Raw genomic sequence first — 22,751 nt, forward strand, 5'->3', positions numbered from 1 at the left:
TCCGGGCTTTCTGACGCCTTGAAAGCATATCCATGATTTCCGCGCTAATGCCGAACTTTTCCAGAGCTGACGTCGCATTCGATCACGGCCAGGGCCCCTGGCTGTTTGATACGAATGGGCGACGTTATCTGGATTTCGGCGCGGGCATCGCCACCTCCTCGCTGGGCCATGGGCACCCGCATCTGGTGAAGGCCATTGCCGAGCAGGCGGCCAAGGTGATTCACGTCTCCAACCTTTACCGCGTGCCGCAGGCGGAAACGCTGGCGGCGCGATTTGTCGCGGCCAGCTTCGCGGACAGCGTGTTCTTCTGCAATTCCGGCGCCGAGGCGAATGAGGGGCTGATCAAAGCCATCCGCAAAACGCAAGCCGATGCTGGGCACCCCGAGCGCACAAGGATAATTTGTTTCGAAGGCGCTTTCCATGGCCGCACCCTGGCAACCGTTTCCGCCACCGGCAACCCCAAATATCTGGCGGGCTTCGGCAAGCCGGTGGAAGGGTTCGACCATGTGCCCTTCAACAACCTCAACGCCGTGCGCGCCGCCATCACCGCCGAGACAGCGGGGATCCTGATCGAGCCGATCCAGGGCGAAGGCGGCATCCGCCCGGCGGATGAGCAGTTTCTGCATGACCTGCGCGCCACCTGCGACGAGTTCGGGCTGATCCTCGGCTTTGACGAGGTCCAGACCGGCATGGGTCGCACCGGAAAGCTGCTGGCCCATCAATGGATCGATGTGGAGCCGGATGTCGCCTCGCTGGCCAAGGGCATTGGCGGCGGCTTCCCGATGGCGGCACTGCTGGCCAAGGAGCATGTGGCCAAGTCACTGGTGCCGGGCAGCCACGGCACCACCTTCGGCGGCAGCCCACTGGCCTGCGCGGCGGGCAATGCGGTGCTGGACGTGATTCTGGCCGATGGCTTTCTGGACCAGATGAACGAGGTCGCCGCCTATCTACACACGGCACTGGACAAGCTGATTGCCCGGCACCCGGCCGTGTTTACCGAGTTGCGCGGCAAGGGACTGCTGCTAGGGCTGAAATGCGCCATGCCGAATGGCAATGTGCAGACCGAGGCCATGAAGCAAGGGCTGCTGACCGTGGCGGCGGGCGAGAACGTGCTGCGCCTGATCCCGCCGCTTATCATAAACCGTGATGACTGCAATGCGGCTATCACGCTGCTCGATCAAACTGCCAGTGCGCTAGCCAAGACGACGGAGACGGCAAAATGAACGGGTGGGGCCGCTTGGCCCCCACGCCGGATCATGTGACCGTTTCTTATAAGGAGAACCTAAGATGAGTGCTGTGCTGTCCTTGCAGGAGTCCGGCCCCCGGCATTTTCTGGACCTCAAGGATTTTTCGGGCGAGGCGCTGCGCGCTTTGCTGACCTCCGCCGCCACCCTGAAACGCAGCCGCCGCAACCTCACCAAAAAACCGCTAGCGGGGAAAACGCTGGCAATGATTTTTGAAAAACCTTCCACCCGCACCCGTGTCTCCTTTGAAGTGGCGGTGAAGGAGCTGGGCGGCGAGGCCGTGGTGCTATCCTCCAAAGACATGCAAATCGGCCGAGGGGAGACGATTGCCGACACCGCCAACGTGCTCTCGCGGTTTGTGCATGGGATCATGCTGCGGACAGATTCCGCCGAGAAGCTGCATGAGTTGGCGCGCCATGCCCGTATTCCAGTGATCAACGGGCTCACGGAGCTTTCTCACCCTTGCCAGATCATGGCCGATATCCTTACTTTCGAGGAGCATAAGGGCCCGGTCGAGGGGCAGAAGATCGCCTGGGTGGGGGATGGCAATAATGTCGCCGCCTCGTTCATTGAGGCCGCGGCACGGTTCAAATTCAGCCTCCGCCTTGCCTGCCCCGCCGGCTATATGCCCCGCGCCGAGATGCTGGACTGGGCGAAGGAGGAAGGCGCTGACGTGGAGGTAGGGATCGACCCAGATTGGGCGGTAGAAAATGCCGCCTGCGTAGTAACGGATACTTGGCTCTCAATGTCCGATTCAGAGGGTCAAGCCGCCGCTCGCGCCGCCGCTTTCGCGCCATATCAGGTCACTGCTGCGCTGATGGAAAAAGCCGCGCCTGAGGCGATCTTCCAGCATTGCCTGCCCGCGCACCGGGGCGAGGAAGTGGCTGCCGAAGTAATCGACGGTCCGGCCTCCGTGGTGTTTGACGAGGCGGAGAACCGACTGCACGCACAAAAGGCCATCCTGGCCTGGGCGATGGGCTAACTACCCGACCGGTTTCCAGTATTGCTGGAAGAAGCCCCGCGCATCCAGCGCGGCGGAGGGCGGCACAATCTCGGCCTTACCGCCCTGGCAACGCCAGTTATAGGCGGTGTCGTGACCTGAAATATAAGCCGGAATATAGTCCGCATCCGGCTTTTGGGTACACCATTCCTTCGCGGCGGGCAGAGAGGTGCCCAGATTGGCCTTGCTGCACGGCAGATTGGCCCCCGCCACGCAGGCATAGAGCTTGCCACCCATGCAGCGCGTGACGGTCATTCTCTGTGTCTGGGCGGCACTCATATGCAGGCCGAAAGCCTGCTGGACCTGAGGCACCAAGGCGGCGGGCAAGGGGCGCAGCGTGTCGTTATTCGGCTGCGCGGCACACAGCCCCGCCGCGCGCGCCACCGGCACATGCAGCAAGGCAAACCCCAGAAGCAGGGCCCAGAACATGATTCTCAGCATGGCATGAGCCTGACATGCGGCAGGCCAACGCGTCAAACGCCCCTGGGATCGAACCGGTTTACACCCCATGTTGCGGCAGAACCGGAAGGAGTACGCCATGGACTACCGTAATTTAGGCCCCACGGGGCTGACCGTCTCCCGCCTGTGCCTGGGCTGCATGAGCTTTGGCGAGGCGCAGCGGGGCACACATGAATGGACGCTGGATGAATATGCCAGCCGCCCGGTGATCCGGCAGGCTTTGGAGGCGGGAATCAATTTCTTCGACACCGCTAATATGTATTCAGGCGGCAGTTCAGAGGAGATTCTTGGCCGGGCCTTGCGGGATTTTGCCTACCGGGACGAGATTGTGGTGGCTTCCAAGGCGTTTTTCCCCTGGCGCGGGGCGCCGAACACAGGCGGGCTGTCCCGCAAGGCGTTGTTCACGGCGGTGGACGAGAGCCTGAAGCGGCTCGGTATGGAGTATCTAGACCTGTACCAGATCCACCGCTGGGACGAGGCGACGCCGATTGAGGAAACGATGGAGGCGCTGCATGACATCGTGAAGTCCGGCAAGGTCCGGTATATCGGCGCGTCCTCAATGTCTGCCTGGCAGTTCTCCAAAGCGCAATATACCGCGAAGATGAATGGCTGGACGCCGTTTATCTCCATGCAGAACCAGGTGAATCTGATCTACCGGGAGGAGGAGCGCGAGATGCTGCCGCTCTGCGCGGATATGGGCGTGGGCGTGATCCCGTGGAGCCCACTCGCACGCGGCAAGCTGACCCGCGACTGGGCAGAGACCACCAAACGCGCTGAGACGGATGCGGTATTGAAATCCATCTACGCCAATACCGAGATGCAAGACCGCAAGGTGGTGGAGGAAGTGGCCAATATCGCCGCCGCAAAGGGGGTGAAGCGCGCCCAGGTGGCCATGGCTTGGTTGCTGCAAAAGCCGGAAATCACCGCGCCGATTATCGGGGTGACCAAAACCTCGCATCTGACCGACGCGCTGGGGGCATTGGAGGTGACGCTATCACCGGAGGAGGTGGCGGCGTTGGAAACACCTTATATGCCGCATCCGGTGGCGGGGGTGAGCACGATCCGCAAGGCCGAGACGCCGAAGGTGAGCCTGCGGTAACAGAGTTGGGGGATTTGTAAAAAATCCCCCAAACCCGTCAAAATTTTTGTCCTTACGCTGCTTTCGCCTCACGACGGCGGCGGGTGAGAATGAACTCGGTATAGCCGTTGGGCTGGGTCAGCCCTTCGAACACCAGATCCATCGCCGCCTTGAAGGCCGGGCCGTTATAAGCAGGAGCCATCGGGGTGTAAGCGGCATCGTCCGCGTTCTGTTTGTCCACCACCAGGGCCATGCGCTTCAGTGTCTCCATCACCTGATCATTGGTAACGATGCCATGATGCAGCCAGTTGGCAATGTGCTGGGAAGAGATGCGCAGGGTGGCGCGGTCTTCCATGAGCCCGACATCGTGAATGTCCGGCACCTTGGAGCAGCCGACGCCCTGGTCCACCCAGCGGACCACATATCCCAACAGACCCTGGCAGTTATTGTCCAGCTCCTGCTGGATTTCCGCCGGGCTCCAGTTCACGCCATAGGCCAGCGGCACGGTGAGCAGGTCTGACAGCTTAGCGGCGGGACGGCTCTTCAGCTCGTTCTGCCGGGCAAACACGTCCACCTCATGATAATGCAGCGCGTGCAGCGTGGCGGCGGTGGGGCTGGGTACCCAAGCGGTGTTGGCGCCCGCCTTGGGGTGGGCGATCTTTTGCTCTAGCATCGCGGCCATCTGGTCCGGTGCGGCCCACATGCCCTTGCCGATCTGCGCCTTGCCCTGCAACCCGCATTCTAGGCCGAAATCCACGTTCCGGTCCTCGTAGGATTTGATCCAGGGCTGAGTCTTGATGTCGTTCTTGCGCAGGAAAGCGCCGGCTTCCATGGAGGTGTGGATCTCGTCGCCCGTGCGGTCCAGGAAGCCGGTATTGATGAACACCACGCGGCTCTTCGCGGCGGCGATGCAGGCTTTCAGGTTGGCGCTGGTGCGGCGCTCCTCGTCCATGATGCCCATTTTCAGGGTGTTGGCGGGCAGTTTCAGTAGTTCCTCCGCCGCGCCGAACAAAGCGTTGGCGTTGGCGGCTTCTTCCGGCCCATGCATCTTCGGCTTGACGATATAGACCGAGCCTTTGCGGGAATTGCGCTTCGCCGCGAGGTCATGCTTGGCGATGAGCGACGTGATGACCGCATCGATCACCGTTTCCGGCAGTTCCGCACCGTCCTGAGTGATGATGTCCGTCAGCATGTGGTGGCCAACATTGCGAACCAGCAGCAGAGAGCGCCCGTGCAGGCTGAGGGTGGAGCCGTCCGGCGCGGTGTAGTCGCGGTCGGGGTTCAGCTTACGCTCGAAGGTCTTGCCGCCTTTCTCCACCGGGGCGGAGAGCGTGCCCTGCATCAGCCCCAGCCAGTTGCGGTAAACGCCGACTTTGTCCTCTGCATCCACGGCGGCGACGGAATCCTCGGCATCCATGATGGTGCTGATGGCGGACTCCAGAATGATGTCGGCAATATGCGCCGTATCGTTCTTGCCGATCGGGTGAGTGGGGTCGATGACGATTTCCGCGTGCAGATTATGGTTTTTCAGTAGCACGGCGGTGGGGGCGATGGCTTCGCCCTTATACCCGGCGAATTGCGCGGCGTTTTTCAGCGGCGCGTCGCCGGAAGGCAGCAGCGCAATCAGCCGGCCATCCACCACGCGGTAGCCCAGCACGTCGGCATGGCTAGCTTCCTCCAGCGCGAAGCGCGCATCCAGAAACGCGCGGGCGCGGGCGATCACCGCATCCGCGCGGATCGGGTTGAAGCCCTTGCCGCGCGCCGCGCCGTCTGTCTCAGGCAAGGCGTCCGTGCCATAGAGCGCATCGTACAGGCTGCCCCAGCGGGCATTAGCGGCGTTGAGCGCGTAGCGGGCGTTAGAAACCGGCACCACCAGCTGCGGACCGGGGATATGGGCGATTTCGTCATCCACATTCGCGGTTTCCACCATGAAGGGGGCGGGCTCGGGCAACAGATAGCCGATTTCGCGCAGAAACGCCTCGTAAGCGGCTTGGTCGTGCGGCTGGCCTTTATGCGCCTTGTACCAGTCATCCAGCTTGGCTTGGATTTCATCGCGCTTCGCCAGCAGCACTGCGTTGGTGGCGGCAAAACGCTTCAGCAGCGCGGCGAACCCATCCCAGAACACGGCTTGTTCCAGCCCCGTGCCCGGCAGTGCCTCATTATTCACGAAATCATACAGAACGGTGGCGACAGAGAGGCCGGAAACGGACGTTCTGGGTTCAGGCATAATGGAACTCCTCAATATATCGTCTTCGACACCTTCCCGGGGCGCTTGTGCCGCAAAGTCAGGGGAGGAGGCAAGCGGCGGCTGGCCTGACCAGTTTGCAGGGTCAGCCTGTCATGGTCGGAAAACCCGGGATCTCCGCCGCCATGTGTACGCGGGCAGGGCGGCCATGCTTGGCCACCAGCTCTCCCCAACTGATGGTGGCCACCGGGTAAGGCCGGCCGCCATCGCGCGGCGTGAGCATAGCGATTTCGCCGCCACGCGGCGCGGGGGCGAAATTTTCCAGCACCAGCCGCCCCTCGGCAATGGCATCCGCGAAGCGCTCGGCCAGGGCGTAATAGAGCTTGGCGTCGGGTTCAACGGCGACAGCACGCTGGCCCTCGGAGAGCGCTTCTTCGATCAGGCTTGGCATGGTATCGCCGATGAGAAAGGCTAGGGAAGAATCCACAGAGTCTATGCCCTGCTCTTGCCGGAATCGCTGGTAAGCCTCCAACGACGGGAAGATATTTTTGTTATATGGGCGTTTTTGGCCCAAGGCAGAAAGCGCTTCGTCTTGTTCGGCCAAAAACACCGCCATTGCTTGGTCTTCTCGCCAAGCGTGACGATAAACAGGATCATTCCTGATCGACGCCATAATTGCATCATTTGCCAGGGCTTCAGCCTGAGAACCATGACCATCAACAGCCAGAGCCTCAAGCCCCCCCCCAATCACCTTGAACAAATGGCTGCCCCCCTCCGGCGCTTTCAAAAAAACTCCGCCATATCCGGCACGAACAGCCCTTAGCGTCATTTCCGTATGCTCATGCCCATAACGTCCGAAGCGAGTATCCATGAAGCCGATTTGTGCCAGCACCAGCCTATCGAACACCAATGCACATCCGTTTAGCATAGTACACATGCCCGGATTTTCAGCCTTATTTTCGCCCATGATGACCCGTGAGTGAAAAATCGGATGAACAAAATTCACATGACCGTGGGCATTTGCGGCAACAATCCATTCCTGTTCCCAGCCACGACACACGGGTACCACATCGTCGTCGAGCAACAGAACGACATCGCACTGGCATGTGTGCAGCAAGTAGTAAATGCCTCGGTTTTTGTTCCAGGCAATACCCCGATTGATACCGCTGACTACAACCTCCCCCCGCTCGCGCAGAGCCTCCACCGTGCCGTCACCAGATCCATCGTCGCAAATCACCAAGTCGAATGGGGAGGTGGTCATGGCCCTGATTTTTGCCACCAACTCAAGCACCATCTCCCTTCGGTTGAAGGTCGTGACGGCAATGCCAAGCCGTTTCTGGAAAGGTTCCCTACCGAACTCAACCACCATCATGATTTCTCCCAACGGGCGCAAGCGGCAATTGCGTAACGGTATTTCCAAGCCATTCTTTCCACCTGCGCCTGAAAGCCTCACCTGATAAGGTCTGTTTTGACCGGAAACCGGACCTGCCGACAACCCCCTTGCGGGGACGGGGTTTTTACGTCATCTACAATGTCAGGATGCGCGCAATGCGGAGCCCGGCCTTGACCCGCCGACCGTGAACGCTGCGTCCAAACCAAAAGAATACCGTATGACCGGCGCCCCAGCGCCGGCGAGTTCATGGACCCGATGACCGCTTTGCCTACAGAAATCACATACTCCTTCAAGGCACTGGCCCGGTTCGGCTCCGCACCCCTTTTCTGTCATTTTTATCACGCGTCCCTCGCGCAGGGCCGCCCGGACAGGGCCGCTCCGCTTGGCGCACGCCGGAGTTTTAGCGTTAATGTCGAAAAAGATGCTGATCGATGCCAGCCACGCGGAAGAAACCCGCGTGGTGGTTCTGGACGGTAACCGCCTCGAAGATTTCGATGTCGAGACGGTTAGCCGCAAGCAGATCAAAGGCAATATCTATCTAGCCAAGGTTATTCGGGTCGAACCCAGCCTGCAGGCGGCGTTTGTAGATTATGGTGGCAACCGCCATGGGTTCCTGGCGTTTGGGGAAATCCACCCGGATTATTACCAGATCCCGGTCGCGGACCGGCAGAAGCTGTTGGCATTGCAGGCCGAAGCCGCCGCCGAAGCGGATGAGGACGCCAACCACGCCGAGGATGAGGACGCTCCGGAAGCCGCCGACGCCGAGGGGGTGAGCGCCCAGTCGCTTGAGATCAAGCCGATCGAGATTCTCGCCGCGCCGCCGCCGGAAGACTCTGCCGACGCACCGCTGGACGGGCCCCCCATGGTCGCGGAAGCGCTATCAGAGCCCGCCACCGCCCCGGACATTGCCCCCGACGCGGAGGCCCCGGCTGATTCCGCCGACGAGGAAGCCATGCCCGCTGAAATCTCCGCCGAAGCCGGAGAGACAGCCGAGCCGGAGACCATTGAGTTTCAGGAGGCCGAAGCCCCAGCGCCGGAACAGGTGGGCGGCGATGGCGATGACGCCGCCGAAGCCCGCGAGCGCCGCTTGCGCCAGCGTTTCCTACGGAATTACAAGATTCAGGACGTGATCCACCGCCGCCAGATCATGCTGGTGCAGGTGGTGAAGGAGGAGCGTGGCAATAAAGGCGCAGCGCTCACCACGTATCTGTCTCTGGCCGGGCGCTTCTCGGTCCTGATGCCCAACTCCCCCACCGGGGGCGGCGTTTCACGCAAGATCACCTCCCAGACCGACCGACGCCGCCTGAAGGAGACGATGGCCGAGCTGGATATTCCGCAGGGCATGGGGCTGATTGTGCGGACCGCCGGGGCCAACCGGCCCAAGCCCGAGATCAAGCGCGATTGCGAGTATCTGCTTCGGCTTTGGGACGATATCCGTGACAAGACCATGGAATCTTCCGCGCCGGCAATGATTTATGAGGAAGCCAGCCTCATCAAGCGCGCCATCCGCGATGTTTATACCCGCGATGTCGAGGATATTCTGGTGGACGGCGCTGAAGGCTACAAAGCGGCGCGAGACTTTATGCGCATGCTGATGCCCGCCAATGCCCGCAAGGTGCAGATCTGGAACGAGGGACAGCCGCTTTTCTCCAAATATCAGGTGGAAACACAGCTTGATGCGATGCTCAATCCGGTGGTTCAGCTGCGCTCAGGCGGGTACATCGTCATCAACCAGACCGAAGCCCTAGTTGCGATCGATGTGAACTCCGGCCGCGCCACGCGTGAGCGCTCCATTGAGGACACGGCCCTGCGCACCAATCTGGAAGCCGCCGAGGAGGTGGCAAAGCACTTGCGAATGCGCGATCTGGCCGGGCTGATCGTGATCGATTTCATCGACATGGAAAGCCGCAAGAACAACGCGGCCGTGGAACGCAAGCTGAAGGACGCGTTAAAGCATGACCGCGCGCGCATCCAGGTGGGGTCCATCAGCCATTTCGGGCTCCTGGAAATGTCCCGCCAGCGGTTGCGCCCCTCCCTGACCGAGGCATCGCTGGTCACCTGCCCGCATTGTAACGGCATGGGCCATGTGCGCAGCCCCGAAAGTGCAGCGCTACATATTCTGCGGGCCATCGAGGATGAAGGCGGGAAGTTCAAGGCAGCGGAGATTTCCGTGTCCTTGCCGCCGGAGATTGCGTTCTATTTGTTTAACCATAAGCGCGAGCGGCTGTCTCAGATTGAAGCGCGTTACGCGATGCGGGTGATCTTCAGCCCGGATTCAACGCTAACAGGCAGCAATTTCCGGCTGGAACGGCTGAAGGCTCAGACGGCGCAGCCGCCTGCCCCGCCGCCAGTGCGGGTCGAGCGCGTGCTGGAAACCACCACGATCGAGATCGAGGAGGTTGAGCCCGAGACCGAGGAGAGCGAAAGCGCCGAAGCCGGGCAGGAACGGGGCGACCGCAAGCGCCGCCGCCGCCGCCGTGGCCGCCGCCGCAACGAAAACGGCCAGGCCAATGGCACCGAAACCCAGCCGGAACCGGACAGCGAAGCCGTGGAACCGCTGACTTCAGAGTTGGATCTGGCCCTTGAAGCCGCCTTTGGCGAAGTAGAGGAAACCAAGGCGCAACCCGCCGAGGCCGCGCCCGTTGAAACCGCGCCGGTGGCCACTGAGGCCGAACCGGCGCCGGTGGAACCCGCCGCTTTGATTGAAGCGCTAGCGGAGCCCCAGCTTGAGGAAACCGCGGCCCAGCCCTCGGCAACCGAAGAACCGGCGCTCGAGGAAGCCCCCGCGCCCAAACGCCGCCGCGCGCCTCGCAAACGCAAGACCGACGCCGCCCCGGCGGAGGCACCGGTTGAAGCCGCCGCCGAGGCAGCCGAGGCCCCGGCCAAGCCCAAGCGCGCGCCCCGCAAGAGGAAAACGCCCGTGAAGGCGAAAGCCAAGACTGAAGCTGAGGCCACGGTGGAATTGGCGGCGGACGCACAAGCGGCTGAAGCGGCGCCTGCCGCCCCCAGCCCGACGTCTGAGCCTGCACCGGAACCGGTGGCTGAGGTGACGCAGACCGTGCCGGAGACCGAAATGGTTGCCGCAGCGGAAGCGGCGGCGTCCGTGAAGCCTATTTTAGTTGGCACCACCAAGGCCCCCGCAGCCAAGAAAACTGGCTGGTGGCGGCGGTAAATCTACCCCCCGCCTGTCATTAAATGATCGTAATTTACAATTCGTAGCGGAATGGCGGCGTTTTTTGCCGCCATTTCACTTGAAAAGCCAGAGAATCCTGCGAATCATAGAGGCGTGTCTCAATAAGGCACGTCTCTAGGAGCAATAACACTCATGGCCTTCAACCCGAATCAATCCTACCGCACTGTACAGGCTGGCTATGCCGCCTATGGCAGCGCCGCGCTGGATGCGGGACTGCGCGCCTACATGTTGCGCGTTTATAACTGGATGGCGTCCGGCTTGGTTCTGACCGGGCTGATTTCCTTCGCCATCGCCAATACGTCCTTGATCAACTTGTTCTACCATCAGGTCGCCGTGGCGGGCGGCGTTGCGCTGCAACCCACCATTCTGGGATATGCCGCAATCTTCGCGCCGCTCGTTTTTGTGATGGTGCTCAGCTTCGGCGTTAACAAGCTCTCCACAACGGCCGCCCAGACCCTGTTCTGGATTTTCTGCGCCACGATGGGGGCGTCCATCGCCAACATTTTCCTGATCTACACCTCGACCTCGATCGCGGCGGTGTTCTTCATCACAGCGGGCATGTTCGCCGCCACCAGCCTGTATGGCTACACCACAGGGCGCGACCTAACGAGCTGGGGCAGCTTCTTCTTTATGGGGCTGATCGGCATTATCCTGGCTTCGGTGGTGAATATCTTCCTGCACTCTTCGGCGATCGCCTTCGCGGTGTCGATTTTGGGGGTGTTCATCTTTCTGGGCCTCACCGCCTATGACACCCAGCGGATCAAGACCGACTACATTCAGTTCGGCTCCTCCTATGGTGTGGAAATGGCCGGCAAGCGCTCGGTCTATGATGCCCTGCAGCTGTATCTGAACTTCATTAACCTGTTCCTGTTCCTGCTGCAGCTATTTGGTCAGCGCAGCCAGCGCTGACCTGACATGGCCTCTCTTGTTGTCAGCCTGGCCGGTCCCGACCGGCCAGGTCTCGTAAACACCCTCTCCGAGAAAATCATCGCCGGGGGCGGCAGCTGGTTGGAAAGCCGATTGGCGCATCTGGCCGGGACATTCGCGGGGATTATTCTGGTCCGAGTGGCCGATGAAGGGGCGGATGCTTTGGCGACCGCCCTTTCGTCTTTGTCCGATGAGGGGCTGGCGGTGAATGTGCTCACCGGCTCCGACGCGCCCGCCCCGGCTGAGCAGGTGACACTGGAATTGCTGGGCAATGACCGCCCCGGCATTGTTCGCGAGGTCACGCAGACATTGCGCGGACTTGGCGTGAATATCGAGGAATTCTCCTCCCGGATTGAAAGCGCACCGTTCACGGGCGAGGATATGTTCCGCGCCGTTGCCCGGTTGGGCCTGCCACGCGGTCTCTCGGCCCATGATGTCAGCCACGCTCTGGAGAAGCTGACCGCCGAATTCATGGTAGATATCAAACAGCCGGAAGAGGCGTGAGCAGCCGTCAGAACCGGCCTTTCCCAAAAGCTTAACCCGATTTTTCTTGACACGGCGCGGTACCGCATAGCGGAATGGCGTCATGCTCAGGAGGAATCTCAAGCTTTGCGCTTGACCTGCAAGCCCGCCCCGCGTTTCTCCATCCGGACGAACCGGATGGATTTGAGCGCATGACCACGACCGACCGCACCCCCCGCAAGCTGCACGTCGTCACGCACGGCTGCCAGATGAATGTGTATGATAGCGCTAGGATGACAGACCTGCTGCGTCCGCTGGGCTATGAGACGGTCGCGGCCCCGGAAGGGGCGGATATGGTGATCATCAATACCTGCCATATCCGCGAGCGGGCGGAGGAAAAAGTGTTCTCCCAGCTCGGCCGCCTGCGGAAAATGAAAGAGGAGCAGGGCGGCAACATGATGATCGCCGTCACTGGCTGCGTGGCGCAGGCGGAGGGCGAAGTACTGGCTCAGCGCGCGCCGTTCGTGGATCTGGTGGTGGGGCCTCAGGCTTATCATCGCCTGCCGGAGCTGATCGCCCAGGCACACCGCAAGGCCGGTGCGGTGATCGATACGGATTTCCCGGTGGAGCAGAAATTCGACTATCTCCCGGATGACGCGGCGCCGCAGGGGGTGGTGTCCTTTTTGTCTATCCAGGAAGGGTGCGATAAATTCTGCTCCTTCTGCGTGGTGCCTTATACGCGCGGGGCGGAAGCGTCCCGCCCGGTAGCCAGCGTATTGGCCGAGGCGAAGCGCATGGTGGCGCTAGGGGCGCGGGAGATCGCGCTGCTGGGGCAAAATGTGAATGCTTATCATGGCGAAGGGCCTGATGGTTCCACGTGGAGCCTCGCCCAGCTGATGGACAAGATGGCGGAGATCGAGGGGTTAGAGCGAATCCGCTACACGACCTCGCACCCTAACGATATGGGGGAGGATCTCATTCTGGCGCACCGGGACAATATCAAACTGATGCCGTTTTTGCATCTGCCCGTGCAGTCCGGCTCTGACAAAATTCTGCGCGCCATGAACCGCAAGCATAAAGCCGACGATTTCCGCCGTATTGTGGAAAGGCTGCGCCATGTCCGGCCGGATATGGCGATGTCCTCTGACTTCATTACCGGGCATCCGGGGGAGACCGACGCGGATTTCGAGGAGACGATGAAGCTGGTGCGCGAAACCGGCTTCGCGCTGGCGTACAGCTTTAAATACTCGCCGCGCCCCGGCACACCGGCGGCCTCCCTGCCGCAGGTGGAGGAGGCGGTGAAGGATGCGCGGCTGCAAGAGCTTCAGGGACTGCTCCGCGAGCAGCAGAACACCTTTAACGCGAGCATCGTGGGGCTGGAGACCCCGGTGCTGTTTACAGGTTCCGGGCGGCACCCAGGGCAGATTGCCGGGCGCTCGCTTTGGCTGCAGCCGGTAGTGGTCGAGCATGAAACAGACCTCACCGGGAAGATTCGCATGGTGAAAATTACCCGTGCCAACCCCAATTCTTTGTCAGGGACTCTTTTGGATAAGGAGTTAATCGCCGCTTGAGCCAGATCATCGCCACCCCCGCCCGCAATTCGGCCGCGCTTCCACGCGCCCTCACCCTGACCTTCGGTGACAATGTGTTGTTGTCGATGCTGCTTGGGGATCATGACCGGCACTTGGCCCGGATCGAGCAGAAGCTGGGGGTACGCCTGGCCTGCCGGGGTAATAGAATCTCGATTTCAGGCACAGGCGAGCAGGTGGCGGCGGCGGAAGCGGCGCTGACAGCCCTTTATGAACAGTTGGAGCGCGGTGAGATGATTGACGGCCCGAAAGTGGATGCGGCCCTGCGCCTGACAGACCCAGCAAACGAGCCCCGCCTGCCACTTTCCGATCTGCCCGCCATCCGCACGCGCAAGGGGGCCGTGGGCCCGCGCAGCCAGGGACAGGCGGTTTATATCGACACGCTGGGCCGGCATGAGATGGTGTTTGGCCTGGGCCCCGCCGGAACGGGCAAGACCTATCTGGCCGTGGCACAGGCCGTGGCGATGCTGACCTCAGGCAAGGTGGACCGGATTGTACTCTGCCGCCCGGCGGTGGAGGCTGGTGAGCGGCTTGGCTTTTTACCCGGTGACATGAAGGAGAAGGTGGACCCATATCTGCGCCCGCTTTACGATGCGTTGAACGACCTGCTGCCAGGCGACCAACTCACCCGGCGGATGGCCACCGGAGAGATCGAAATTGCCCCGCTGGCATTCATGCGTGGCAGAACCCTGGCGCATGCCTTCGTGATTCTGGATGAAGCGCAGAACACCACCCCGGTGCAGATGAAGATGTTTCTGACCCGTATGGGGGAAGGCACGCGCATGGTGATTACCGGAGATCTATCGCAGATCGATCTGCCGCCCAACACGCGCTCCGGTCTTGCGGATGCGCTGGAAACGCTGGAGGGCATCTCGGGCATCGGAGTGTGTCGGTTCACCAATAACGACGTGGTACGCCATCCGCTGGTGGCGCGAATCGTCGATGCGTATGACCAACGTTACAAGGCCGTGAAAGAGTATGCGCGCGAACAACAGGGTGACCGGTAAGGTTGACTCAACCCCCACGGGTTTGCGACAGCAGTAAAACCAATGGACGAGCCTGGAAGTAGCAGCCCCCTCGGGGGGTTCGAAATCATCATCACGGACCGGCGCTGGCGCGCCCACGTGCCGGATGCAGTGCGGCGGATTACCCGCGCGCTAAGCGTCGCTGGCTGTGCCGCCAGCGTGGCGTTGACGGATGACCGCACCGTGAAGCAGCTGAATTTCCGCGACCGTGGAAAGAACAAGCCAACCAATGTGCTGACCTACGAGCAACCGCCGGAGATATTGCTGGCCTTCGGCGTGGTGGAGAAAGAAGCGCGGCGGGAGCGTAAAAGCATCGCCAACCATCTGACCCATCTAATTGTGCATGGGGCACTGCATTTGCAGGGTTATGACCATCACCATCCCGGCGAGGCGCGGGAAATGGAAGCGGAGGAAACCCGTATTCTGGCCCGGCTGAGTGTGCCGAACCCCTGGAAAAACCGATGAGCAGCGCCCTCACCCGCCTGCTTGGCAAATTGCGCAGCCCGGAGCAGTCCGTGCGCGATTCCATCGCGGAGCTGGTGCAACAGGAAAACGGCGCGGAAACGCACCGTCAGGAAGGCGTATCGCTTGACCTGAACGCGCAGGAACGCGCTTTGATCGGTAATGTGCTGCGGCTGCGGGATATTACGGCGGACGATGTGATGTTGCCGCGCCCTGATATTGTGGCGATGAAGGCTGACGTAACGCTGGATGAGGCGCTGGCGCTAATCCGTGAGGAAGGCCATTCGCGGATGCCGGTTTATCGGGAACATCTCGATGACGTGGCGGGCATGGTGCATATCAAGGACGTGTTTGGCTTCACCGGCAGCCCGGAGGAGTTTTCGGTCGAGAAGATTCTCCGCAAGCCGCTTTTTGTGGCACCGCAGATTGCGGTGCTCGACCTGCTATTGCAAATGCGCCAGATGCACACCCACCTCGCCCTTGTGGTGGATGAGTATGGCGGCATAGACGGGCTGGTGACTATTGAGGATCTGGTGGAAACCATCGTCGGTGATATTTCCGACGAGCATGACGAAATCGAAGGCCCGATGCTGATTGAGCGCGCGGACGGGGCTTATGACATCAATGCCCGCCTGCCGGTGGAGGAGTTCGAGGAAACAATCGGCCCGGTGCTCTCAGAAGATGAACGCGAGGCGGATATCGAAACCGTTGGTGGGCTAGTGTTTAATCTGGCCGAGCGCGTGCCCACGCGTGGGGAAATCATCACCCACCCGTCAGGCGTGGAGTTTCTGGTGCTGGATTCGGATGCGCGGCGCATACGCAAGCTGCGGGTGCGGCGCGTGAAGCCCGAGGAAGACGAAAACCAGGATAGCTGACGCCCTAGGCGTTTTGGCGCAAGGCCGCCGCGTCAATGCGTTTGCGGTGGCGCATGTGGAAAACCTTGTAAGTGGCAAAGCAGCCGCCCGCCACGCTGCGCCCTAGCTCCCGACGGTCAAGCAAGACCAGCCCTGGCGGCAGCCCAGCATTCACGCCCCGCTCAGTCAGATGCTGGGCCAAGACACGGGTCAGCAGCCCGGGGCCGGAGAGCAGCCAAGGAATTTCATTATCACCACGATTGATCGCCGCCGCCACAGTCCGTAGCGCGGCTTGCAGTACTGGATGTCCTGGTGCTGCGGCCAGGAAGTGATTGCCGGCACAACCAAACTCCTCCTGCGGCAGAACCAAGTTTGCCCCATGGGGCACCAGATTATCCAGCGGCCGCAGGCAACGGTCATCCGCATCAGCATACACGCCGCCCTCGGCCACCAGTACCGCCAAGCGAAAAATATCTGCCTTCTGCGGAACTTCCCGCACGCGCTGAAAGGCCCCCAGAACGGGGCCAGGGAATTTAGCGGCCAGATAATCCTGGGCCCGGGCTGTATCGAACCGCCGCCACTCATGGCCGGGATTGCAGGTCCGCCAGCTTTGCATCATCGCCTCAACATCGGCGGGTACGTCCGGCTGGTCCCAGAAAGCAGTAATGAGACGGGGGATTAGCATGGCATCCCCCGGCTCAGGGATGAAATCCAGCTTTTCCGCCTGACGCAGGGCCAACAGCAAGGCAGCGGCAGCGGCGGTGCTGTCTGGCGCTTCGCGTACCAAGGTGGCGAGAGGAGCCACCCGCTCGAACGGTGAAAGGCCGCTCAGCGCGGGCCAGCTTTCCGCCATATCTTCATCCAGCGCATATTCGTGAATTATCTGCCCTAGCAGAGACTGCGAAATATTTAAGGATTCGCGTCGCAAACGGCGATCGGCGGCCATTAGCTCATATTGACGGCGCAAATGCGCGCGCGCGCCCGGCAAGTTGAAGCGCATCAACTGGATACGGGCCAGAGCCTCCTGCAGGGAGACGTCGTTCGGGTAAAGCTGGGCCGCGTCTTCGTAATGCTTAAGGGCAGCCTCCGTCTGCCAGAGGCTCTCTGCCAGGGCGCCGATACAACGGCGCTTGACCGCGCGCTCGGCCCGGGTGGTGGCGGGAATACCCAACAGGCTTTTCTGAAGCATGGCGTCCGACCCGGCCAGCAACTCGGTCTGGAACCGTTCGACCCACAGCCAAAATTGTTGGGGCGCGGCAGCGGTGGCGGTACGGGCAGCGTGCAGGGCCTCGTCCATCTGCCCGGTGCGGCGTAACAGCGTGATCCGCCAGCTTTGTAGCTGAGGGGTGGCGCCATATTCGCGCTCCATGGCCTGCAGGCCCATTAGCGCATCTTGCATGCGGCCCTGCCAAGCCTGCGTGTCCAGCATACCAAAACGGAAGGCGAGTTCACCCGGCTTTATCGCGGCGGCGGCACGGTAAATTTCGTATGCCTGGGCGGCATCTCCCACGGTGAGCGCCTGGCTGGCGAGTTGAGTGACGGCATCCGTGTGACCGGGCGACAATTCCAGGGCGCGGATCAAGTGTGCATTGCTCTCCTGCTGGCGGCCCAGCCGGTATTCCTGCCGCGCCAACTCCGCGAGGAGGGTAGGGTTTTCCGGTTCCTGCGCCAAGGCCGCGCCGAAGAAGCGGGCGGCCTCCTCGGCGCAGCCGGCCTGACGTTCAGTGTACGCCAGGCTGAGTAGCAACGGCATGCTGCCGGGATACGCCTCCAACAGTGCCTTGGCGGCGGTTCGGGCGTCATCCAACATACCGGCGTCGCGAAGTTCCTCAATTAGCCCGATGCGCGGCGCCAGCTCCGTTGGCGCCAGGCGGATCGCATCCTCGAAATATCGCCGCGCAGCCTCGTGCTCGGCCTGGGCACGAGCGCAATAGCCGCGTCCCAACGCCACGGCCCAGAAGTCAGACTTGATTTCTTCAGCGCGCTGGAGCGCCGTTTTAGCGTCCTCGAACCGGTCCAGGGCGCGCAGTTCCTCAGAAATATCCAGCCACCGCCAGACATCACCTGGCGCCAGCTCAGCCGCCTGCTCAAACCAGGACAGAGCAGCCGTGCGCTCCCCCGCCGCCCGTGCAAGATGGCCGAGCATCACATGCGCATGCCAAAACCTCTTATGCTGGGCAAGAAGCTGCCGCAGCACAATGGCGGCCTCGTCAGTCCTCCCGGCATCTCGCAGTACGTCCGCCAGAGCCTTGGCGGGCCATGGGTCCTCCGGTGTCAGGTGGGTAGCCGCCCGCAACGCCGCCAGCCTGCGCGGCAACTCCGCCGTAACCGGAAGGGCAGCAAGACGGGTGGCAAGCTCAGAGGGTGTGAAATCCAGGCTGTTGGATAAAGGCTGGCCGGTTTTCACCTCGCGCGCGCTGAGAGTGATATTTGGCGCCCCGTGTAGTTCAAGCAGGGGCAATACCAGCGGCCAATCAAAACCGTAATGGCCATCGCCAATACCGGCCTCGGCGACATCCTTGCGGTAAACCTCGGCCACAACGCGGCCGGCGGGGGTACCGTTGATTAGGAATTCAATCTCCAGCCGCTGCTGGGGGGCCTCCTCAAACCAAGCCCAACCAGCGACATTCAGCGCTTCACCAAGCTGGTCAATATAGCCTCTGACTCTCAACGCACCGATCCCGTGATTATTCATTATGACCACGTCTTAGCCCGCATTCCGTTTTGTTTCAGTACGCTGACTTTTTAAAATCACATAGAAACCTTCACGCTGGCGCGCAGCCATTACAAGCCACGGAAGAATTAAGCCTTTCAACATTCAGTATTGGTAAATGGCCGCTCTCATACTACCTAAACCCCCGGCATGGCAGGATTGTAATGATGGATTTCGACCTCTTCGTGATTGGCGGAGGCTCTGGCGGGGTACGTTGTGCGCGCATTGCGGCAGGCTACGGAGCGCGCGTGGGCGTGGCGGAAGCACGCTTCTGGGGTGGAACCTGCGTGAATGTGGGCTGCGTGCCGAAGAAATTCATGGTGATGGCGGCAGAGTATGGCGCCCTGGCCGAGGATGCGCGCGGCTTTGGCTGGGATATGACCGCGGGTGGGCATGACTGGGCCGCGCTGCTGGCTGCAAAAGACAAGGAAATCAGCCGTCTGAACGGCATTTACCGCCGACTGCTGGACAATGCGGGCGCAACAATTTTTGACGCGAAGGCCAGTTTTATAGACGCCCATACGCTGGATGTGGGCGGGAAGCGCGTTACGGCGGAACGGATTGTGATTGCCACTGGCGGGCATCCGACCGGGCTGGATATTCCCGGCGCGGACCATGCCATCATTTCGGATGACATCTTCGTGATGCCGGACATGCCGCGGCGCGTGGCAGTTGTGGGTAGTGGCTATATCGCGGTGGAGTTCGCTGGCGTGTTTGCGGGGCTGAGGGCGGAAACGCATCTTGTGTATCGCCAGCCACTGCCGCTGCGCGGCTTCGATACGGATCTGCGTGAGGCACTGGCCGAGGCACTGGCGCAGAATAACGTGACTCTGCACGCGGGCACTACGCCGGCCGCCATCACGGCGGACGCGCATGGCAAGCATCTCGCTCTGTCCAGCGGGGAAGTGGTGACGGTGGATACCGTGTTCTTTGCAACCGGGCGTGCGGCAAATACTAGGGGGCTGAATCTGGCCGCCGCCGGCGTGACGACCGGCAAGAAAGGGGAAATTCCCGTGGGGCCGGATTTTGCCACCAATGTGCCGCATATCTACGCGCTGGGCGATGTGACGGACCGGCTGAACCTGACTCCGGTGGCCACCGCCGAAGGGCACGCGCTGGCCGATACGCTCTATGGCAACAAGCCGCGCGGGGTAAGCCTGGAGAACGTGCCAACGGCGGTGTTTTCCATTCCGCCCATCGCCACGGTGGGACTGACGGAGGAGGAAGCGGCGAAGCGGCCGAATGGGGTGAAGATTTTTGTCTCCAAATTCACCCCCATGCGCCACACCATCAGCGGGCGGACACGCAAGACGTTGATGAAGCTGATCGTGGACGCCAAGACCGATAAGGTGCTAGGCGCGCACATGCTGGGTGAGGATGCCCCGGAAATCATGCAAGGTCTAGCGGTGGCGATCATAACCGGCGCGACGAAGGCGGATTTCGACCGGACCATCGGGATTCATCCGACGGCGGCGGAAGAATTCGTGACCATGCGCACACAGACCCGGTAAAAAGAGCCGCCTTGCCCCTCCGCCTGCGCGGCGCGCGGCAGGGTTGATGAGCCCTTGCAGGCGGGCGAGTAGCGTTTATTTGTGAAACAGGCTTAATTAGGGCGATAAGGAACGCCCTTTGGAGATAGTATGGATACGATCACCCCAGCGGATATGACCTCCGGCTGGACACCACACAGCTGGCGCGACTGCCCGATCAAGCAGGTGCCTAGCTACCCCAACCCGGACAAACTAGCCGCGATGGAAGCGCGCTTGGCACAGTTTCCGCCGTTGGTGTTTGCCGGTGAGGCCCGGAACCTAAAGGCGCAGCTCGCGCGGGCGTCCAAGGGGCAGGCTTTTGTGTTGCAGGGGGGTGATTGCGCCGAGAGTTTTGGGGATTTTACCGCCAATATCATCCGCGACACCTTCCGAGTGCTGTTGCAGATGGCGGTGGTGCTGACCTTTGGCGGCGCCATGCCAGTAGTGAAGCTGGGCCGCATGGCCGGGCAGTTCGCCAAGCCCCGCTCCTCGGACACTGAAACGCAAGGCGATGTGACCCTGCCCTCTTACCGGGGCGATATCATCAACGGGCCGGAATTCTCACCAGAAGCGCGCATCCCCGACCCTGCGCGAATGGAGTTCGGCTATTTCCAGTCCGCCGGGACGCTGAACCTGCTGCGGGCCTTTGCCTCCGGCGGTTATGCGGACTTGCATCAGGTGCATCGCTGGAACCTGGATTTTGTCCAGAACTCGCCACTGGCGGCGAAGTATCAGGACCTCGCCACGCGCATCGACGAGACGCTGCGCTTTATGGCCGCATGCGGAATGACCAGCGCGGACACCCCGCAAGTGCGCGAGACGGATTTCTATACCAGCCATGAGGCGCTGCTTTTGCCTTATGAACAGGCGCTGACCCGCGTGGATTCCACTACTGGCGAATCTTACGCTTGCTCAGCGCACTTCCTGTGGATTGGCGACCGCACCCGCCAGTTGGATGGCGCGCATGTGGAGTTCATGCGCGGGATCAAGAATCCGATCGGCATGAAGGTTGGCCCCTCGATGGAGGTCGATGACCTTTTGCGGATCATGGACGTGCTCGACCCGGAGAACGAACCCGGCCGCCTGACGCTGATTACCCGCATGGGGGCCGGCAAGGTGGCGGAGAAGCTGCCGCCCTTGCTGCGCGCGGTGAAGCAGGCCGGACGCACCCCGGTTTGGCTGTGCGATGCCATGCATGGCAACGGCATCACCACCGCCGCCAAGGTGAAGACCCGCCGGTTCGACGATATCGTGACCGAGTTGCGCGGTTTCTTCGACGCGCATGAGGCTGAAGGCACCGTTGCGGGCGGGGCGCATCTGGAAATGACCGGGCGCGACGTGACCGAATGTGTGGGCGGGGCGCGCGGCCTTTCAGAAGACGGGCTGGGCGAACGGTACGAGACGTTCTGCGACCCACGCCTGAATGCTGAACAATCACTGGAGGTAGCGTTCTATCTGGCGGAGGAGTTGAAATCCCGCCGCGCTTCGAAGGCAGCCGCGTGACACCGGCGCCGCTGTCGGATGGCGAAATCGCCGCACGGACCGACGCTTATTTTAACCGGACACGGGAGGTTGTCTCCCGCTTCGGAGATGCAACGGTAACATACGCTATCTTCCTGCGCCGTCCCGTGGTTTGCGCGCCCGCCATCATGGTGGAGTGGCTGCAGACCGTGGGCAAGGCGCGGGGGCAGCATTTTCAGATTGAACTGCCGCACAAGGAAGGTGCCTGGGTGGGTGCGGGGGAGCCACTGGTTTATGTGACCGGTTCCTTCGTGGCGCTCTCAGACCTTGAGACGCTGGCGCTGCAAAAAATCGGCGCGGCCTGCGTGGCGGCGCATAATGCCTTCCAGATGGCAGCAGCGTTGCCGCAATCCGCGTTTCTGGCCATGGAGGCACGGCATTGCGCCGGGGCGGAGATGCAGGAGATTATGGCCTATGCCTGCGCCGTGGGCTCTCGCGCCGCCCAGGCAGAAGGCGCCAAGGGCTTCATCGGCAATGCCAATGACTGGACGGCGCATTATTTCGGCGCGCCGAAGGGCTATGGTACCATGCCTCATGCGCTGATCGGCTACGCCAACTCCACCCTGCGCGCGGCCGAGATGTTCGTGGACACCTTCCCGGATGAACCGCTGACCGTGCTGGTGGATTATTTCGGGCGCGAGGTAACGGATGCGCTGGAAGTCTGCCGCCGTTTCCCTGGCATGGCGGCCGCCGGCAAGCTTTCTGTGCGGCTGGACACACATGGCGGGCGGTATCTGCAAGGGTTGGACCCGCAGCAAAGCTATGCTGTGCTGGAACGCCATGCCCCAGGCGCGCTAAGGCGTTACCGTAGCCAACGGGAGCTTGGGTACCTGATTGGCACCGGTGTGTCCGCCGCCGCGATCTGGAAGATGCGTGAGGCGTTGAATGAGGCAGGCTTCCCGGCGGTGAAGATTGTCGCGTCCTCAGGCTTCGGGGTAGAGAAATGCTCGGTGATGGCGGATGCCAAGGCGCCGATTGATGTGGTGGGCACGGGCAGTTTCATCCCCGAGGGCTGGAGCGAGACCTATGCCACCGCCGATATCGTGGCTTATGACGGCGTGCCGAGAGTGAAAATTGGGCGTGAGTTCCTGCTCCGCCAGCAGCAGGGCTAAGCAAG

Annotated in this window: 18 protein-coding genes; 14 read left to right on the forward strand and 4 right to left on the reverse strand. The window is 61.6% G+C overall.

The window, feature by feature from the left end; translation table 11 throughout:
• Nucleotides 1–32 precede the first annotated feature (32 nt).
• Entirely contained in the window at nucleotides 33–1,223 is a 1,191-nt protein-coding gene (locus BUB54_RS04335; RefSeq protein ID WP_048878341.1) for an aspartate aminotransferase family protein, read from the forward strand.
• A gap of 64 nt (nucleotides 1,224–1,287) precedes the next feature.
• A complete protein-coding gene (argF, locus tag BUB54_RS04340; RefSeq protein WP_048878340.1) occupies nucleotides 1,288–2,226 on the forward strand; it encodes an ornithine carbamoyltransferase in 939 nt (312 codons plus the stop codon).
• Here the strand turns inward: argF and BUB54_RS04345 are convergent, their stop codons facing one another.
• Complete coding sequence (locus BUB54_RS04345; protein WP_048878339.1) at nucleotides 2,227–2,685, reverse strand: hypothetical protein; 459 nt, start codon at nucleotides 2,683–2,685, stop codon at nucleotides 2,227–2,229.
• A 97-nt stretch (nucleotides 2,686–2,782) separates the two neighbouring features.
• On the opposite strand from BUB54_RS04345, the gene BUB54_RS04350 reads away from it, so the two are divergent.
• Entirely contained in the window at nucleotides 2,783–3,802 is a 1,020-nt protein-coding gene (locus BUB54_RS04350) for an aldo/keto reductase (protein ID WP_048878338.1), read from the forward strand.
• Between the two features lie 52 nt (nucleotides 3,803–3,854).
• Here the strand turns inward: BUB54_RS04350 and BUB54_RS04355 are convergent, their stop codons facing one another.
• Both BUB54_RS04355 and BUB54_RS04360 read right to left on the reverse strand, forming a co-directional pair.
• Complete coding sequence (locus BUB54_RS04355) at nucleotides 3,855–6,008, reverse strand: malate synthase G (RefSeq protein ID WP_048878337.1); 2,154 nt, start codon at nucleotides 6,006–6,008, stop codon at nucleotides 3,855–3,857.
• A 103-nt stretch (nucleotides 6,009–6,111) separates the two neighbouring features.
• The gene (locus BUB54_RS04360) at nucleotides 6,112–7,260 is read right to left on the reverse strand and encodes a glycosyltransferase family 2 protein (RefSeq protein ID WP_244890749.1); all 1,149 of its coding nucleotides are present in this window, start codon (nucleotides 7,258–7,260) and stop codon (nucleotides 6,112–6,114) included.
• On the opposite strand from BUB54_RS04360, the gene BUB54_RS21390 reads away from it, so the two are divergent.
• From BUB54_RS21390 to BUB54_RS04395, 8 genes are all read left to right on the forward strand, one after another.
• The gene (locus BUB54_RS21390) at nucleotides 7,226–7,423 is read left to right on the forward strand and encodes a hypothetical protein (protein WP_244890750.1); all 198 of its coding nucleotides are present in this window, start codon (nucleotides 7,226–7,228) and stop codon (nucleotides 7,421–7,423) included. The genes BUB54_RS04360 and BUB54_RS21390 overlap by 35 nt on opposite strands.
• A 345-nt stretch (nucleotides 7,424–7,768) precedes the next feature.
• The gene (locus BUB54_RS04365) at nucleotides 7,769–10,531 is read left to right on the forward strand and encodes an Rne/Rng family ribonuclease (protein ID WP_048878335.1); all 2,763 of its coding nucleotides are present in this window, start codon (nucleotides 7,769–7,771) and stop codon (nucleotides 10,529–10,531) included.
• Between the two features lie 153 nt (nucleotides 10,532–10,684).
• Nucleotides 10,685–11,461, forward strand: coding sequence for a Bax inhibitor-1/YccA family protein (locus tag BUB54_RS04370; protein ID WP_048878334.1), 777 nt, complete (start codon nucleotides 10,685–10,687; stop codon nucleotides 11,459–11,461).
• Nucleotides 11,462–11,467: 6 nt separating this feature from the next.
• Nucleotides 11,468–11,983, forward strand: a complete 516-nt coding sequence (locus tag BUB54_RS04375; RefSeq protein WP_048878333.1) for a glycine cleavage system protein R — start codon at nucleotides 11,468–11,470, stop codon at nucleotides 11,981–11,983.
• A 170-nt stretch (nucleotides 11,984–12,153) separates the two neighbouring features.
• Nucleotides 12,154–13,512, forward strand: a complete 1,359-nt coding sequence (gene miaB, locus BUB54_RS04380; protein ID WP_048878417.1) for a tRNA (N6-isopentenyl adenosine(37)-C2)-methylthiotransferase MiaB — start codon at nucleotides 12,154–12,156, stop codon at nucleotides 13,510–13,512.
• 86 nt (nucleotides 13,513–13,598) lie between these two features.
• Nucleotides 13,599–14,537: a PhoH family protein gene (locus tag BUB54_RS04385; RefSeq protein ID WP_241869350.1), complete on the forward strand. Its 939-nt coding sequence runs from the start codon at nucleotides 13,599–13,601 to the stop codon at nucleotides 14,535–14,537.
• 42 nt (nucleotides 14,538–14,579) lie between these two features.
• The gene (gene ybeY, locus BUB54_RS04390; protein WP_048878331.1) at nucleotides 14,580–15,020 is read left to right on the forward strand and encodes an rRNA maturation RNase YbeY; all 441 of its coding nucleotides are present in this window, start codon (nucleotides 14,580–14,582) and stop codon (nucleotides 15,018–15,020) included.
• Nucleotides 15,017–15,892 (forward strand): hemolysin family protein, encoded by an 876-nt coding sequence (locus BUB54_RS04395; protein ID WP_048878330.1) that lies wholly within the window; start codon nucleotides 15,017–15,019, stop codon nucleotides 15,890–15,892. The genes ybeY and BUB54_RS04395 overlap by 4 nt, the downstream gene beginning before the upstream one ends.
• A gap of 4 nt (nucleotides 15,893–15,896) precedes the next feature.
• Here BUB54_RS04395 and BUB54_RS04400 read toward each other — a convergent pair whose 3' ends face one another.
• Entirely contained in the window at nucleotides 15,897–18,566 is a 2,670-nt protein-coding gene (locus tag BUB54_RS04400; RefSeq protein WP_048878329.1) for a tetratricopeptide repeat protein, read from the reverse strand.
• 185 nt (nucleotides 18,567–18,751) lie between these two features.
• On the opposite strand from BUB54_RS04400, the gene gorA reads away from it, so the two are divergent.
• The 3 genes from gorA to BUB54_RS04415 all read left to right on the forward strand — a co-directional run bounded on the left by gorA (nucleotide 18,752) and on the right by BUB54_RS04415 (nucleotide 22,746).
• The gene (gene gorA, locus BUB54_RS04405; RefSeq protein ID WP_048878416.1) at nucleotides 18,752–20,095 is read left to right on the forward strand and encodes a glutathione-disulfide reductase; all 1,344 of its coding nucleotides are present in this window, start codon (nucleotides 18,752–18,754) and stop codon (nucleotides 20,093–20,095) included.
• A 129-nt stretch (nucleotides 20,096–20,224) separates the two neighbouring features.
• Nucleotides 20,225–21,616, forward strand: coding sequence for a class II 3-deoxy-7-phosphoheptulonate synthase (locus BUB54_RS04410; RefSeq protein ID WP_048878328.1), 1,392 nt, complete (start codon nucleotides 20,225–20,227; stop codon nucleotides 21,614–21,616).
• Nucleotides 21,613–22,746: a nicotinate phosphoribosyltransferase gene (locus tag BUB54_RS04415; RefSeq protein WP_048878327.1), complete on the forward strand. Its 1,134-nt coding sequence runs from the start codon at nucleotides 21,613–21,615 to the stop codon at nucleotides 22,744–22,746. Before BUB54_RS04410 ends, BUB54_RS04415 begins: the two co-directional genes overlap by 4 nt.
• Nucleotides 22,747–22,751: the final 5 nt, after the last annotated feature.

Source organism: Acidocella aminolytica 101 = DSM 11237, assembly GCF_900129125.1.
Lineage (GTDB): Bacteria > Pseudomonadota > Alphaproteobacteria > Acetobacterales > Acetobacteraceae > Acidocella > Acidocella aminolytica.